Raw genomic sequence first — 15,883 nt, 5'->3', positions numbered from 1 at the left:
TCCTTTCCTAACTGTAATGTTCTAACGGCAATCGTTGTTTTTATGCACCAAACCAGTGCCTACAAGCTGACCCGCAAGCCCAGGTAGTAACGCCGTCCGATCGGGTCGTAGGTGGACGCATCGGTTTCGGCGCCGGTGGTGTTGCCGGGCAGGCCGCTGATGATTGGCGGCGGCTTGGCGTTGAAGGCGTTGTCCAGGCCCAGGTAGAACTGCACCGACTTGCGCAGGTCGTAGGTGAACTGGAAATCGTTGTAGGTGCGCGAACCGATCTTGACTGCGCCGGGTGCGATGTCCAGGCTCTTGAGGAACTGGTCGTCGAGCGCGACCGGGCCGTTGTAGGTGGCGCTCCAGTTCAGGCCAAAGTCGCCCCACTTGTAGGCAGCGTTCAGTACGGCCTTGTTGCGCGGCGCATTGACCTGGCTTGACGTGACTTCGCCGACATCGTTGTTGCGCTGGTCTTCGGGGCCGGGCGTGGCCTGGGTCCACAGTTCGCGCAGACGGGTATAGGCCAGCCGCGTGCTCAGCCGGCCCGGACCCACGCGCCCGGCCCACGCGGCGGTGAGGTCGATGCCCTCGGTGCCAAGGCCGCCGCTATTGGTGACCGCCGTGTCGCTGTACTCGATCGAACCGGCCGCCAGGTTGCCCACGGCCACCGGGCGGCGCGTGACGAACGAGCAGAATACCGGGTTGCCGGCGTTGTAGCACTGGTCCAGCGCGTACTGGCGCTCAGTGGAGACGATGGCGTCGGCAATGTCGATCTTGAAGTAATCGACGGTGAAGGTAGTACCGGCCAGTGCCGGGATCGAGCGCGGTGTAAGCACCAGGCCGACGGTGGTGGAGCGGCCTTTTTCCGCTTTCAGGTCAGGGTTGCCCGAGTTGTAGCCGCTGATGCCCTGGCGGTCGGCCTGCTGCAAGGTGAATACGCCGCCATTGGCAGCCATGTTGGCCTGCACGCCGGGCGCGGCCATGCAGTTGACCGCCAGTGGCGAGGTCATGCCGGCAGTGACGCCTTCGCACGGGTCGACCAGGCCGGTGGGGAAGTCCTGCGTGGGTGACTGGTACAACTCGTTGATATTGGGCGCGCGGGTGGACTGGGCGCGGGTGGCGCGCAACTTGATGTCGGGCGTCACCGTCCATTCGCCGCCCGCGTTCCAGCTGTTGGTGCTGCCCACGGTGGAGTAGTCGCCGTGGCGGAACGTGGCCAGCAGCGACAGGTCGCGCGCAAACGGCCGGTCCTTGAGCAGCGGCACCCGGGTTTCAACGAATACCTCGCGCACCTGGTACTTGCCGTAGGTGGGCGGCGTGGCGTTGCCGGCGTTCAGACCCGCCTGGGTCAGTGGATCGGGCACCGCTTCCGATTCTTCGCTGCGCCACTCGAAGCCGGCCGCCAGGCCGATTCTGCCGGCCGGCAGTTGCCACAACTCGCCGTTGACCGAGGCGCCGGCCAGTTTCTGGGTGACCGACGTGAGCAGCGAACCGGGCGCGGTGACGTACTTGAGCGCGTCTGGCGTGATGGTGTTGAGGCCGAAAATGTTGATCGGCACGCAGCCCTCGGCCACCGCGTTGACATCGCGGCACACCGGTGCGCCGTTGGCGCCAGGGACGGCGTCGAGCGCGTAGCGCAGGTTGGGCACGTTGACCTGGCCGGTGGAGTTTTGCGCTTCCTTGGTGCGGCCGTAGCTGACGAACGCCTCGTAGTTCCAGTCCCGGACATTGCCCTTGAGGCCGGTGGCCAGGCGGAAGGTGTCGCGGTCGGCCTGGGCGCGGCGCGGACCGAACTCGGACAGGCGGCGCTGGAAGTAGTAATCGGGAATGCCGTCGCCGTCGTTGTCGCTGATGCGGTCCCACAGGTACTGCGGCACCAGCGGATTTTTCACCAGCGCGCCGTTGACCAGCGCCCCGGCCGGCACCTGGCCGCTGCCCTTGAACACGTCGTCCGCGCCGAGCGGGAACGACTCGATATTGGTGGTGGTCTTGGTGGCGGCATACGTGCCCTCGAAGAAGGCGCTGAGGTTTTCGTTCAGGGCGCGGGTGCCGTTGAGGGCAAACAGGTAGCGCTCGGTGGGCACGGCAATGGCGCGCAGCGCCGAGCGGTTGTAGCCGGTGGCCGGGCCGTTCTCGCCGTTGGTGTCCCAGGGGATGACGTTGCCATTGGCGTCGTAGGTAAAATCGGTGTCGCCGTCGCCGATGAAACGGCCGGCCGGTGCAAAGCCGGAGTAGTAGGGGCGAATCGGCGTGAAGGCGAGGTCGGGCCGGCCGCGGGTAATGGCCGAGGTCTGGTCCACCGCCGCGAACGGCCGGTCGCGCGAGTACACCGCGCCCTGCCTGGTATAGCCGAAGTGGCCCATCAGGTTGCTGGCGCCGTCGGCGCTGGTGGTGCCGAAGGTGATCGACAGCTTGCGTTTGTCGTCGTCGCTCTCGTGGCTCTGGCCGGCCTGGGCGTCGATCACCAGTCCCTCGAAATTGCGCTTGAGGATGATGTTGACCACGCCGGCCACGGCGTCGGACCCGTACGTGGCCGAAGCGCCGCCGGTGAGCAGTTCGACCCGCTCGATGAAGTCGGTGGGGATGGTGTTGAGATCGACCGCCGTGTCGCCGGGCACGCCGGAAACGAAACGGCGGCCGTTGACCAGCACCAGCGTGCGCGAGTCGCCCATGTTGCGCAGGTTGACGGTGGTGACGCCGCCGCCCGAGGTGAGGAAGTTGGAGTTGGTGCGGCTGAGCGCCGGCGTGCCCATGGTGGGATTTTTTTGCAGCAGCTCCTGCAGGTTGGTGGCGCCCGATGCGGCAATGTCGGCCGCGCCCAGCACTTGCAGCGGCGACGGCGATTCGGCGCCGGGCGAGGCGATGCGCGAGCCGGTGACGAGCACCTGCTGCACCGGTCCGGCCGGGGCAGGCTGGTCCTGCGCATGGGCATGAATCAGCGGCAGCGCCAGGGCAGCGCCGCAGGGGATGAATCGAAGCAAACGGTACAGCTTTTTCTCTGTGAACATTGCGACTCCTCGTGAGTGGTTGACACCGCCTGGCGGTGGCCGCTGGCGGCAAACCGCCCGGCGTGATCAACTAATTTCGCACCGGAGTACGGCTGTGTAAACGAGCACACGCCAGGATTCTCAAAAAAGCAACAATGTTATTTTTACAGCAGAGTTAGCTCCACAATGGTTGCAACAGGCGTAAAAAAGCCGGAAAAAGTCCCGGCTGCGGCGCTGGTTTGCAGGTGGGATCAAGTCGCCATACGCGGACCGAACAGCTGCTCCCACAAGGTCAGCACGCGCCGCACTTCGTCTGCCACCAGTGCCGGCTCGACCCGCGCCAGGTCTTGCCCTTGCAAGCGCAACTGGTGCTGCAGCTTGCGCAGCTTGCGGTAGGCATTGCCCACTTCGGCCGCCAGGTCGGTGTCGATCAGGCCGAGGCCGGCCATCATTTTCAGCAGGCCGATATTGCCCATGTTGACGGTCAGTTCCGGATAGGTGTGCGCATATTGCAGCACCAGGTACTGCACCATGAACTCGATGTCGATCATGCCGCCGGCGTCCTGCTTGAGGTCGAACAGCGCGGTGGTGTTGGGCTTGGCGTCGACCATGCGCTTGCGCATGGCCACCACTTCGGTGCGCAGCGGGCTGTCGGCCGGGCGTTCCTTGCGCAGCACGGTGTCGCGGATCTGGTCGAAGCGCTGGCCGATGGCGGTGTCGCCGGCGCAAAAGCGCGCGCGCGTGAGGGCCTGGTGTTCCCAGATCCAGGCCGAGCTGGTCTGATATTTTTCAAACGCACCCACGCTCGAGACCAGCATGCCGGAGGCGCCGTCGGGGCGCAGCGCGGTGTCGATGTCGAACAGGATGCCGGCCGAGGTGTACGAAGTCATCCAGGTGATGAAGCGCTGCGCCAGCTTGGCGTACTGGGCCGGCGCGTCCTGGTCGGTGTCGTCGAACAGGAAGATCACGTCGAGGTCGGACACGTAGCCGAGCTCCTTGCCGCCCAGCTTGCCGTAGGCGATTACCGCGAACTGCGGTACCTCGCGATGGCGCGTGGCCACGGTCTGCCAGATCGCCTGGATCGACGCATCGACGATGGTGTCGGCCAGCGCCGACAGGTGGTCGGCCAGCCGTTCCACGGTCAGGTCGCCGGCCAGGTCCTGGGCCAGCAGGTGGAACAGCTGGGCGTGGTGGATTTCGCGCAGGATGTCCATCTGCCGCTCGGTGTCGCCGGCGGCGGCGTCGAGTTGCAAACGCAGGTCGGCGGCCAGGCTGACCGGATCGAACACGGCGTTGCGCACGCGGTCGTCGAGCAGTTCGTCGAGCAGGATCGGGTGCTGGCTGAGGAACTTGGCGGCCCAGCCGCTCGCATGCACCATGCGGATCACGCGCACCAGCGTGTGCGGGTACTCGGTCAGCAGCGACAGGTAGGCCGAGCGGCGGGCGATGGCCTCGAGGAAGTCGAGCAGCCGGCCCAGCGTGGCGTGCTGGTCGCCGCCGGACTCGCGCGCGCAGGCGACGATCAGCGGCGCCGCCGTATTGATCAGCGCCTGCAGGCGGTTGCGGCTCGCCTCGGGCAGCGATTGCAGGCGCGGCGCCTGCCAGGTGGCCACCAGGCGCTTGGCCGCGCCGGCCGCATCGGCGAAGCCGAGCGCGGTGAATTGCGCCACCATGGCTTCGAAATTGTCGGGATCGGCGCAGTCGTTGCTCGATTGCAGTTCGATCTGGTGCTCGTTCTCGCTGGTCTTGTCGGCAAACATCTCGTCGAACTGGCCGGCGACGAACTGGCGGTGCGCCTCGAGCTGCGCCAGCAGGGCCGGCACGTCGGCCGCGCCCATCATGTCGGCGACCAGCTGGCGATCGGCGTCGCTGGCGGGCAGGGTATGGGTCTGGGCGTCGTCGAGGTATTGAAGGCGGTGTTCGAGGTTGCGCAGGAACGTGTAGGAAGCGAGCAGTTGATAGACGATCGTGTGCGACAACAGCCCTTTTTCGGCGACGATGCGCAAGGTGCTGCGGGTGGAACGCTCGCGCAGGGCGGCGTCGCGGCCACCGCGGATCAGCTGGAACACCTGGGTGAGGAATTCGATTTCGCGGATGCCGCCGCGGCCCAGCTTGACGTTGTTGCTGCGGTCCGGGTGCAGGCGCTCCTGGCGGTTCACTTCGGCGCGGATCTGGGCGTGCATGGTGCGGATGGCGTCGATCACGCCAAAGTCGAGGTAGCGGCGGAACACGAACGGCCGCACGATGGCGTCGAGCGCGTCGATGTCCTCGGCGCGGCCGGTGACGGCGCGCGCTTTCACCCACGCGTAACGCTCCCATTCGCGGCCCTGGACGATCAGGTAGTTCTCCACCATCGACAGGCTGGCGGCCAGCGGGCCGGAGCCGCCGTTTGGCCGCAACGCCATATCGACGCGGAACGTGTAGCCATCTTCGGTGATCTCCGCTAGCGCGGCGATCAGCTTCTTGCCCAGGCGAATGAAATACTCGTGGTTGGACAAACCGCGCTGGCCGGGCCCGGCAGCCGTGTCCCCATCTTCGGGATACACGAAGATCAGGTCGATGTCGGACGAGACATTGAGTTCGCGTCCGCCTTGCTTGCCCATGGCCAGCACCATCAGTTCCTGCGGCACGCCCGACTCGCGGCCCATCGGCACACCGTGGTTGGCGCGCAATTCGGCGTCGATTTCCGCCACGTGTTTTGCGATGGCGAAGTCGGCAAAGCGGGTCATCGCCTCGACCACTTCGCCGAGGTCGGCGCGGCCTTCGAGGTCGCGCCGGATCAGGCCGCACACCAGCAGGTTGCGCAGGCGCCGCATGGCGCGAACCAGCGGCAGCGGCGGCGCACCCTCCGCACTGGTACCCACACCGGCCACGGCTTCCTGCGCCAGGTAAGCGTCGAGGTCGATTTCAGCCAGGTTGAGCAGGGCGATGGCGTCCGACTTGGCGGCGCGGTCCGGTGCCGCGGCCAGCCAGCGCTGGTAAAAACGGGAAACGGTAGGGGCGATCATGGACTGGCAATGGCTCCGTTGGAAATTAATCGGGAAAATGCGTGTAAAAACACCGGTTCGCGCGGCCTGCCGCCGCTGTGCGGTCTCCCCGATGCGGTAGAATCCCTGCAAGCACGACCGGCTTGAACCCGATGTGGCAGTGATTTAGCGATAATTGTATGCCTGGCCAGGCTTTGAACCGAATTTTTAATTACTAGATGCAGAAAACAGAAGAGGAGACCGCGACAGCCGAAGGGCCGTTGGCCGTGCGCTGGCACCGGCTGCGCGCCGCCTATCGGGTCTGCAACGTGGCCACCCATCACGTCCTCGGCTTCACCGTCAAGCTGGCGCTGCTCGGCTATTTCGCGTTTGCCATCCTGTTCCTGGTGCTGCGCTACGCGGTGCTGCCCAATATCGAGCATTACCGCGACGACATCGAACGGCTGGCCAGCCGCGCCGCCGGCAACCCGGTCAACATCGCCCGCATCGACGCTTCCTGGACCGGCTTTCGTCCCACGCTCACCCTGGGCGACGTGGTGCTGCGCGACCGCCAGGGCCAGGCCGCGCTGCGCCTGCCCGAGGTGGCCGCCACGCTGTCGTGGATGACCGTGGTCACTGCCGAGCCGCGCTTCCACGCCTTGTCGCTCAAACAACCCGATCTCGATATCCGCCGCGCCGCCGATGGCAAGCTGGTCGTGGCGGGCCTGTACCTCGATCCCGGCCAGCCGTCCGATGGCCGTGGCCTGGAATGGCTGCTGGCGCAGCGCGAGATCGTCATCCGCGACGGCCGCGTGCGCTGGACCGACGACCAGCGCGGTGCGCCTCCGCTGGCGCTCACCGGCGTCACCGCCCGGTTGCGCAATGAGTGGCTGCATCACCAGCTGGCGGTCAAGGCCACGCCGCCGGCCACGCTGGCAGGTCCGCTGGACGTGCGCGCCGACTTTGCCCACCCGGCCTTTGGCGCCCGAGTATCGAACACGTCGATGTGGAAGGGCGAGCTGTACGCCGACCTGCGCGATACCGATGTCGCGGCCTGGAAGGCGTGGCTCGACTTTCCGTTCGCGTTGAATTCCGGTGGCGGTTCGCTGCGCACCTGGCTCAGTTTCGACCAGCAGCGCCTGACCGGCTTTACCGCCGACCTCGGCCTGCGCGACGTCTCGGCCGTGCTGGCCAACGATTTACCTGTGCTCGACCTGCAACAGCTGACCGGCCGCATTGCCGCGCGCGAGGAGTTGCCGCCGTTGGTGTCCAACCACGCTCGCCCAGTAACCGGCGCCAGCCCTGACGCCCGAAAATTCGGTGCCCGTGGCCACAGCCTCGAGATCACCAGCCTCACGCTCACCACCAGCGACGGACTGGTGATGGCGCCAACCTCGCTGTCGGAAAAATTCACCGCTGCTGCCGGCCCGCGGCCGGAAAAGTACGAAGTGCGCGCACCGCAACTGGACCTGCGCACGCTGGCCGGCATCGCCTCGCGCCTGCCGCTCACGCCGCAGCAGCGCACGCTGCTGGCCGATACCTCGCCGAGCGGCTTGCTGCGCAATTTCTCGGCGGAGTGGCAGGGCAAGTTTCCGGCACTGCAATCGTACCGGGTCAAAGGCGACCTGGTGGGCCTGGGCCTGAAACCGCAGCCGGCGCGCCTGGCCCAGCCCAAAAACGGCAAGATCCCGGCCACAGCGGCAGTGCCGGCGATCCCGGGCTTCGACAACCTGACCGGCGCGATCGACGCCACCGACCAGGGCGGCAGCTTCGCGCTGGCTTCGGAAAACCTGGTGTTGCAACTGCCCGGCTATTTCACCGATCCGGCCATGCCGTTCGACCGCCTCAATCTCAAGGCGCGCTGGTCGTTCCTGCCCAAGGACCAATTGCTGCTCAAGATCGACAGCATGGACTTCCTGCAGGAAGGACTGTCCGGTACGCTGAGCGGCAGCCACACCATGCCGCTGTCGGGCAAGGGCGCTGGCACGGTGGACCTGACCGGCGCGCTCGACGGTTTCCAGATCAACCGCATCAACCGCTACCTGCCGCTCCAGACCCCGCATGATCTTTACACCTGGCTGACCGGCGCGCTCGAGGGCGGCACCGCCAGCGATGTCAGCGTGCGGGTGCGCGGCGACCTGGCGCATTTTCCGTTCCAGGGCGAGCACGCGCCGCACGGCGAATTCAAGGTGGCCGGCAAGCTGACCGAGGGTAAGCTCAATTACGCGCCCGGCCATTACCTGCGCGGGGGGAAAGAGCTGGGCAAGGACGGCCAGCCGCTGCCCGAGTGGCCGCAGGCCGAACACATCAAGGGCAGCTTCGTGTTCGAGCGCGGCCGCATGGAAATTCGCGGCGACACCGCCACCACCGCCGGCGTGGCGCTCACCAACGTCAAGGCCGTGATTCCCGATTTGACGATCCACGATTCGATGCTGGAAATCGACGGCAATGCCGCCGGCCCGATGCAGGAATTCCTCCGGTACGTCGACCACAGCCCGGTGCTGGAATGGATTTCGCACTTTACCGACGACACCGAAGCGACCGGCAACGCCACCCTGGCGCTCAAGCTGCGCCTGCCGCTGGCGCATCTGCTCGATGCCAAGGTGGACGGCACGCTGCAACTCAATAACAACGACATCGTGCTGCTGAAGGATTTGCCGGTGGTGCAGGCGGCCCAGGGCAAGATCGAATTCAACGAGCGCGGCGTCAACCTCAACCAGCTGTCCGGCACCTTCCTCGACGGTCCGGTCTCGATTACCGGCGGCACCCAGCGCGACAATGCCATCGTCATCAAGCTTGGCGGCATGCTGACCGCCGACGGCTTCCGCAAGACTTATACCGCCCCGGTGATGCAGCGCCTGGCCAGCCATTTCTCGGGCACGGCCAAGTACACCGGCACCGTCACCGTGCGCGACCATCAGCTCGTTGTTGCCGTCGATTCCAGCCTGTCCGGGCTGGCGCTGGACCTGCCTGCGCCGCTGAGTAAGCCGGCGCTCGATAATATGCCGCTGCGTTTCGTGCTCAATAGCGGCCTGACGGCCGATGCAGGCGGCGCGCTGCACGACGACATCCGTATCGCGCTCGGTTCGGGCATGGCCGCCCACTACCAGCGCCAGAAACTGACGACCGCCAGCGGCAAGACGCCGTGGCAACTGGTGCGCGGCGGTATCGGCATCAATGCCCCGGCGCCGGAACCGGAGAGCGGCCTGACCCTCAACATCAGCCTGCCCGTGTTCAATGCCGACGCCTGGCTCGACTTCGGCAAGGCCGTCGCTGGTGACCGGCCGGGCAACAACACCGACAGCACTGCGGCTGCCGTCACGGGCGACGCCGACAGCGCCGACTTCAGCCAGTACGTGGTGCCCGACGCGATTGCTGCGCGTACCGGCGAACTGTTGATCGGCGCGCGCAAGTTGCAAAACGTGGTGGTGGGCGTGACGCGCCGTCAAAGCATCTGGCAAGCCAATATCGATTCCACCCAGGCCAATGGCCACCTGACCTGGAGCGAGCCGTCCACCGGCCACGGCCTGGGCAAGGTGACGGCGCGCCTGTCGTCGCTGGTGATACCGGCCTCGGCCTCGAACGAAGTGGCCGACCTGCTTGATGGCAAGAGCAGCGCCGCCGCCACCATTCCGGCGCTGGACATCAAGATCGACCGCTTCGAGCTGTTCAACAAGCCGCTGGGCCAGCTCGACCTGCAAGCGAGCAATGTGCAGTTGCCCGATTCGCGCGTGTGGCGCATCAGCAAGCTGTCGCTGGCCAACGCCGACGGCGAACTGACCGGCACCGGCAAGTGGACCACGCGCGGCAATGCCCACACCACCGATCTCAATTTCAACCTCGACATTTTTGATGCCGGCAAGCTGCTCGACCGTTTCGGTTTTGTCGGCACCGTGCGCAACGGCAAGGGTTCGCTCAAGGGCGACGTCGTGTGGAACGGGTTGCCGTACGCGATGGACTTGCCCAGCCTGTCGGGCCAGATCGTCATGAACGTGGAGAAGGGCCAGTTCATCAAGCAGGACCCGGGCGCGGCCAAGCTGCTCGGTGTGCTCAGCCTGCAAGCGCTGCCGCGCCTGCTCAAGCTCGACTTCCACGACGTGTTTTCCGAAGGCCTGGCCTTCGACGGCCTGACCGCCAATGCCAGCATCGAGCACGGCATCGTGCGCACCGATAACCTGAAAATGCACGGCATGGCCGCTACCGTGCTGATGGACGGCAGCGCCGACATCGCCAACGAGCTGACCAATTTGCACGTGGTGGTGATACCGGAAGTGAACCTCGGTACGGCGCCGCTGGTGTACGCGCTGGCCGTCAATCCCGTGATCGGCCTGGGCAGTTTTCTGGCGCAATTATTCCTCAGCGCCCCCGTCATGAAGGCATTGACCTATCATATGCAGGTGACCGGGCCGTGGAAGGCGCCGGTTGTCACCAAGCTCGACGCCGCCAAGGCTGATCCGCCAGCGGCCAGGAGCGCAAAATAACCAAGACAGGGAGACTTGCCATGCGCCATACCGTCGCCGCCATCCAGATGATTTCCTCGCCGTCCGTCACGGACAATATCGCCACCGCCGACCGGCTGGTGCGCCAGGCTGCCGCCGACGGCGCGCACCTGGTGCTGCTGCCCGAGTACTGGGCCATCATGGGCGTCAAGGACAGCGACAAGGTCGCCGTGGCCGAGCCGCTGGGCCAGGGCCCGATCCAGGACTTCATGGCAAAACTGGCGCGCGAGCTCGGCATCTGGCTGATCGGCGGTACGCTGCCGCTGGCGTCCGATGACCCGCTCAAGGTGGTCAACACCACGCTGGTCTATAACCCGCAAGGCGAGTCGGCCGGCCGTTACGACAAGATCCATTTGTTCGGCTTCAGCCAGGGCGCCGAGTCGTACAACGAATCGAAGACCATTGTGCCGGGCAAAAATATTGGCGTGCTCGACGCGCCGTTCGGCAAGGTGGGCATGTCGGTCTGCTACGACCTGCGTTTTCCCGAACTGTTCCGCGCCATGGGGCCAGTGTCGCTGATCGTGCTGCCGGCGGCGTTTACCTACACTACCGGACAGGCCCACTGGGAAATCCTGCTGCGCGCGCGCGCCATCGAAAACCAGTGCTACGTGCTGGCCGCTGCGCAAGGCGGCATGCACCCGAACGGGCGCCGCACCTGGGGCCACAGCATGCTGATCGACCCATGGGGCACGGTCAAGTCGATGCTGGCCGAGGGCGAGGGCGTGGTGGCCGGCGAGATCGACCCGGCCTTCATGGAAGGCGTGCGTCAGAGTCTGCCGGCGCTAAAACACCGGACCATGTAATCCATTGCTAGTACGAGAACCATCATGAAGCCATTCGAAGCCAACCTCGCCACCCTGGCGGTCGCCCGCGACATCCTGCTCACGCCGTTCGGCCTGGACGAGGACAAGCTGTTGAGAACGCTGGGGTCGATGTTCACCCACAAGGTCGATTACGCCGACCTGTATTTCCAGTTCACCAAGAGCGAAGGCTGGAGCCTGGAAGAGGGCATCGTCAAGACCGGCAGCTTCGCCATCGACCAGGGCGTGGGTGTGCGCGCCATTTCCGGCGACAAGACGGCGTTCTCGTATTCGGACGATATCTCCGAGGTGGCGCTGCGCGAGGCGGCCGCTGCCACCCGCACCATTGCCCGCGCGGGCAATGGTAAGATCAAGGTGGCCGGCGCCATCACGCCGGTCGGTGGCCGCGCGCTGTACCTGCCGCACGATCCGCTGGCCTCGCTCGATGCGACCGCCAAGGTGGCGCTGCTCGAGCGCGTGGAAAAGATGGCGCGCGCGCGCGACCCGCGCGTGGTCCAGGTAATGGCAGGCCTGGCCGGCGAATACGACGTGGTGCTGGTCGCGCGCAGCGACGGCGTGCTGGCGGCCGACATCCGGCCGCTGGTACGGCTGTCGCTCACCGTCATCGTCGAGCAGAACGGCCGCCGCGAAACCGGTTCGTCGGGCGGCGGCGGGCGTTACAGCTACGACTACTTCAGCGATGCCTTGCTGGAATCGTATGCGGCCGAGGCGGTCGATGGCGCCGTGATCAACCTCGATGCGCGGCCGGCGCCGGCCGGTCCCATGACCGTGGTGCTGGGACCGGGCTGGCCCGGGATTTTGCTGCACGAAGCGATCGGCCACGGCCTCGAAGGCGACTTCAACCGCAAGGGTTCGTCCACGTTCTCCGGCATGATCGGCGAACGGGTGGCAGCCAGGGGCGTCACCGTGGTGGACGACGGCACCTTGCCCGATCGCCGTGGTTCGCTCAATATCGACGACGAGGGCAATCCCACCCAGTGCACCACCCTGATCGAGGACGGCATCCTGACCGGCTACATCCAGGACACCATGAACGCGCGCCTGATGAAGATGCCGGTCACCGGCAACGCCCGCCGCGAATCGTTCGCCCACCTGCCGATGCCGCGCATGACCAACACGTATATGCTCGGCGGCGACCAGGACCCGGGCGAGATCCTGGCGTCGGTGAAAAACGGTCTGTATGCGGTCAATTTCGGCGGCGGCCAGGTCGATATCACCAACGGCAAGTTCGTGTTCTCGGCCAGCGAGGCTTACATGATCGAAAACGGCAAGGTGACTTACCCGGTCAAGGGCGCCACGCTGATCGGCAATGGTCCGGAGGTGCTCCATCGCGTGTCGATGATCGGCAACGACATGCGGCTCGACCCGGGCGTGGGCGTGTGCGGCAAGGAAGGGCAGAGCGTGCCGGTGGGCGTGGGGCAACCCACGTTGCGCATCGACGGCGTGACCGTTGGCGGCACGGCGTAATGGCCAACGTTGCTGACAGTTGACCCCGTCATCCCCGCCTGCGCGCGGATGACGGAGCGACTGACAACGGCGTTTAGAACTTGTACGTCGCCTTCACGTAGAACGTGCGGCCCAGCGGGTCCGTGTAGCGGGGATCGTAACCGCTCTGGAACGTCGTGCCCTGGTTGGTGTACGGCGGCGCCGTATCGAACAGGTTTTTCACGCCCACCGTCAAATCCGTGTTCTTGAAGCCGGCATAGCTGCCCGACAGCGAGAACGTCGAATACGCGCGCACTTTGTGGACGTAGTCATCGGCCACGTCGTTCTGGTCCACGTAACCGCTCATGAACTTGTTCGACAGGCTGGCGCTCCACGCGCCGTTCTTCCAGTTGAGCGTGGCGTTATGCTTCCAGCGGAATACCGGGTTGTCGTCGGCGTACACGCCGACGTTTTCAACAAAAACGCCGCCGGCCTCGTTCTGGTACTTGTAGCTGTGCACCCAGGTGCCGTCGAACACGAAAGCGAAGTCGCCGGCCGCGCTGCGGGGCAGCTTCCAGCGCAAGGTCGTGTCGATGCCCGACGTGTGCACTTCGCCGAGGTTGTCGAGCACGGCGTTGACGTATTGCAGCGTCTTGCCGTCGGCCGAGTACACGAAGTAGCTGGCGTACTTGTCGTAGTCGTTGAAGATGGTGGTTTCCGACACCGTGCCGATCTTGTTGCGGATCTTGATGTTGAAGTAGTCGAGCGACATGCTCACCGCATTGGTCGGCTCGAACACGGCGCCCAGCGCGAAGGTCTTCGATTTCTCCGGTTTGAGGTTCAGGTTGCCGCCGCTGCGGATGGTCTGCTGCTGGTTGCAGGCCACGTTGGGATTGGCGCCAGCGGCCACGGTGCCGCCCGGGCACAGCACCGGGTCATCGTACGAGTTGCCGGTGAAGGTGGACGTGGCCGGGCCGTGCAGGTCGTACAGCGTGGGCGCGCGGAAGCCGGTGTTGTACGAGGTGCGCAACATTACCTGCTTGCTCGGCTGCCAGCGCAGGCCGATCTTGGGATTGAAGCTGCCGCCGACGTCGTTGTAGTGGTCGTAGCGGGCGGCCACCGACAGTTCCACGTCCCTGGCCAGCGGTGCGCTCAGCTCGGAGTACAGCGCGGCGATATTGCGCTGGCCCGACTGGTCCTGGGCGTCCGCGTAACCGGAGCTCGAGGCCTGCGAAGCGAGGTCGGTGTTGACGTCGTAGGTGGCCTTGTCGTGGCGGAATTCGGTACCGACCGCAAAGCCCACCGGGCCGGCCGGCACGGTGAAGATTTCGCGGCTCACCTTGGCGTCGACGCCGACGCTGGTCATGCGCGCCGACAGGTACTCGCCACGCAGCTGGGCCGCATCGAGGTATGCCGCGCCGTCGGCCGACTGTTCGCCGAAGGGATTCAAAATGCCGTTCAGTACACCGGCTTTCATCAGCGAGTCGTTGGTGTAGCCTTCGACAAACGCGCTGGTGGCCTTGCTGGTAGCGTAGGTCAGGCCCACGTTGTAGTCCCAGCCGGCCACCACGCCTTCGGAACCGAGCACTAAGCGATCGGAAATGCTGGTGTCGTAACCGACGCGGTTGCCGGCAGCGACGGTGCGCCAGTTGACGGTGAGGTCTTCACCGGTCAGGCCCGCGACGGCCGGCACGCCGGCGCTGCCGCCAGGATAGTACGGGCTGGTGGCGTTCATGGTGATGCCGGTGAGCGGCGACGGCGCGATTGCGCTGGTATTGGTGCTACGGCTGTGCAGGTATTCGACCGTGCCCAGGTTCTCGCCACCGAGCCTGAAGGTGGCCTTGCCGAGGAACGATTCCTGCTGCGTCGTCGGTATGGCCTGGATGTAGGCGGTGGTGTCGGTGCGGCAGGTGCCGTTGGTGGCGGTAAGCAGCCCTTTGCCCACGCAACCGCTGGCGTAGTACGGGTTGCCGGTGATACCGTTGTCGGAGAAGAAATTGCCTGGCTGCGAGGTGCCGCTGCTGTTGTTGATGCCACGGTCCGGACGCACGCTGGTACTGGAGAAATCGCGTTCGGTGGCAGCCAGCGCGGTCTGCTTGTGCCAGTCCACCACGCCGAAGAAGTTGTAGCCATCCTTGTCGAGGTCGCCAAAGCCGCCCGCCAGGTTCAGGCGCGATTCGCCGCCCGAGCCGCTGGCCTGCGGCTGGTAGCGCTCCACGCTCACGGTGGCGCCTTGTACTTCGCGCCTGGTGATGAAATTGATCACGCCGCCGATGGCGTCGGTGCCGTAGATGGCCGAGGCGCCGTCGCGCAGCACTTCCACCCGGTCGAGCGCCGACAGCGGAATGATGTTCAAGTCCACGCTGGAACCGTTGAACGGATGGTTGGCAATGCGGCGGCCATTGAGCAGCACCAGCGTCTTGTTGCTGCCCAGGCCGCGCAAGTCGGCAGTGGCAATGCCGCCGGTGCCCGAGCCCACCGACTGGCTGCTGCCGGTCGAGCTCTGGTTCATCGAGATGGTGTTGAGGACTTCTGCTGCGGTGGTCAGGCCCTGCTTGACGAAGTCGCTGGCCTTGATCGACGTGATCGGCAGCGCCGTTTCGCTGGCCAGGCGCTTGATGCTCGAGCCGGTCACTTCCACGCGCTGGATCGCAGCGTCGTCGGTCTGCGCCATGGCGCCGTGCATGCCAGTTGCCAGGGTACTGGCAAACACCAGGCGCAGGGCCCGGGACATCGCTCTTTCAATCATCATTTTTATTTGCTCCTGCTGTGCATGAGATGGGTGGGTTTGTCGTGAAGACGACCCATCAAATCACCTGGCGGCAGGTGGAAACAATGCGGTTTAGCTAAGACTGCAAATTACCAACAGTCACCAAGCATCACAGCTGTAAAGGCAGTTTTCTTCGTTAAAGGGCGGCAGTGGGCCGGCAGGCCGCATGCGCTGGTCTTACATCTGGACACATTGCGCGCGATGTAAAGAGAAATGGGCAGGTGTAAATTTTTGCAGGGCAGGGCTTGCCAAGCGTGCATTGATCGGCGTATAGTCAATCCACTGTTTTTAAAACACACTACCCAATACACCACGAATTCGTTCCATGACCTGCTTCTTCTTTACCGGCTACTTTTACTTTAGCAATTCCAACCCCAAGGCGGTGGAGTAGCGGCCGGTGCACGTAGCAGTCAAACGAGTTCCAGCAAAT

The 15,883-nt window shown here is 65.1% G+C and carries 6 protein-coding genes; 3 read left to right on the top strand and 3 right to left on the bottom strand.

All coding sequences use genetic code 11. The features are described from left to right. Window positions 1-59: 59 nt before the first annotated feature. Window positions 60-2,993, bottom strand: coding sequence for a TonB-dependent receptor domain-containing protein (locus tag DUPY_RS20300; RefSeq protein ID WP_070250545.1), 2,934 nt, complete (start codon window positions 2,991-2,993; stop codon window positions 60-62). A gap of 230 nt (window positions 2,994-3,223) precedes the next feature. Then, a complete protein-coding gene (gene glnE / locus DUPY_RS20295) occupies window positions 3,224-6,010 on the bottom strand; it encodes a bifunctional [glutamate--ammonia ligase]-adenylyl-L-tyrosine phosphorylase/[glutamate--ammonia-ligase] adenylyltransferase (RefSeq protein WP_267875833.1) in 2,787 nt (928 codons plus the stop codon). 167 nt (window positions 6,011-6,177) lie between these two features. Here glnE and DUPY_RS20290 point away from each other — a divergent pair, with 167 nt between their 5' ends. From DUPY_RS20290 to tldD, 3 genes are read left to right on the top strand one after another with little or no spacing between them, the layout of a single operon-like run. Further along, window positions 6,178-10,419, top strand: a complete 4,242-nt coding sequence (locus DUPY_RS20290) for a YhdP family protein (RefSeq protein WP_070250543.1) — start codon at window positions 6,178-6,180, stop codon at window positions 10,417-10,419. Window positions 10,420-10,439: 20 nt separating this feature from the next. Continuing rightward, entirely contained in the window at window positions 10,440-11,240 is an 801-nt protein-coding gene (locus DUPY_RS20285) for a carbon-nitrogen hydrolase family protein (RefSeq protein ID WP_070250541.1), read from the top strand. Between the two features lie 24 nt (window positions 11,241-11,264). After that, entirely contained in the window at window positions 11,265-12,725 is a 1,461-nt protein-coding gene (gene tldD / locus DUPY_RS20280) for a metalloprotease TldD (RefSeq protein ID WP_070250539.1), read from the top strand. Between the two features lie 73 nt (window positions 12,726-12,798). Here the strand turns inward: tldD and DUPY_RS20275 are convergent, their stop codons facing one another. Further along, window positions 12,799-15,435 (bottom strand): TonB-dependent receptor, encoded by a 2,637-nt coding sequence (locus DUPY_RS20275; RefSeq protein ID WP_229255441.1) that lies wholly within the window; start codon window positions 15,433-15,435, stop codon window positions 12,799-12,801. Window positions 15,436-15,883: the final 448 nt, after the last annotated feature.

Source organism: Duganella phyllosphaerae (assembly GCF_001758785.1).
Taxonomy (GTDB): Bacteria; Pseudomonadota; Gammaproteobacteria; order Burkholderiales; family Burkholderiaceae_D; genus Rugamonas; species Rugamonas phyllosphaerae.
Note: the sequence above shows the minus strand (reverse complement) of the source record. Positions and strands in the feature narration are given on the sequence as shown.

Excerpts from the sequence above, each read along its gene's own strand:
- DUPY_RS20300 (WP_070250545.1), bottom strand. The coding sequence starts at position 2,993 with ATGTTCACAGAGAAAAAGCTGTACCGTTTGCTTCGATTCATCCCCTGC.
- DUPY_RS20290 (WP_070250543.1), top strand. The coding sequence starts at position 6,178 with ATGCAGAAAACAGAAGAGGAGACCGCGACAGCCGAAGGGCCGTTGGCC.
- DUPY_RS20285 (WP_070250541.1), top strand. The coding sequence starts at position 10,440 with ATGCGCCATACCGTCGCCGCCATCCAGATGATTTCCTCGCCGTCCGTC.
- tldD (WP_070250539.1), top strand. The coding sequence starts at position 11,265 with ATGAAGCCATTCGAAGCCAACCTCGCCACCCTGGCGGTCGCCCGCGAC.
- DUPY_RS20275 (WP_229255441.1), bottom strand. The coding sequence starts at position 15,435 with ATGATGATTGAAAGAGCGATGTCCCGGGCCCTGCGCCTGGTGTTTGCC.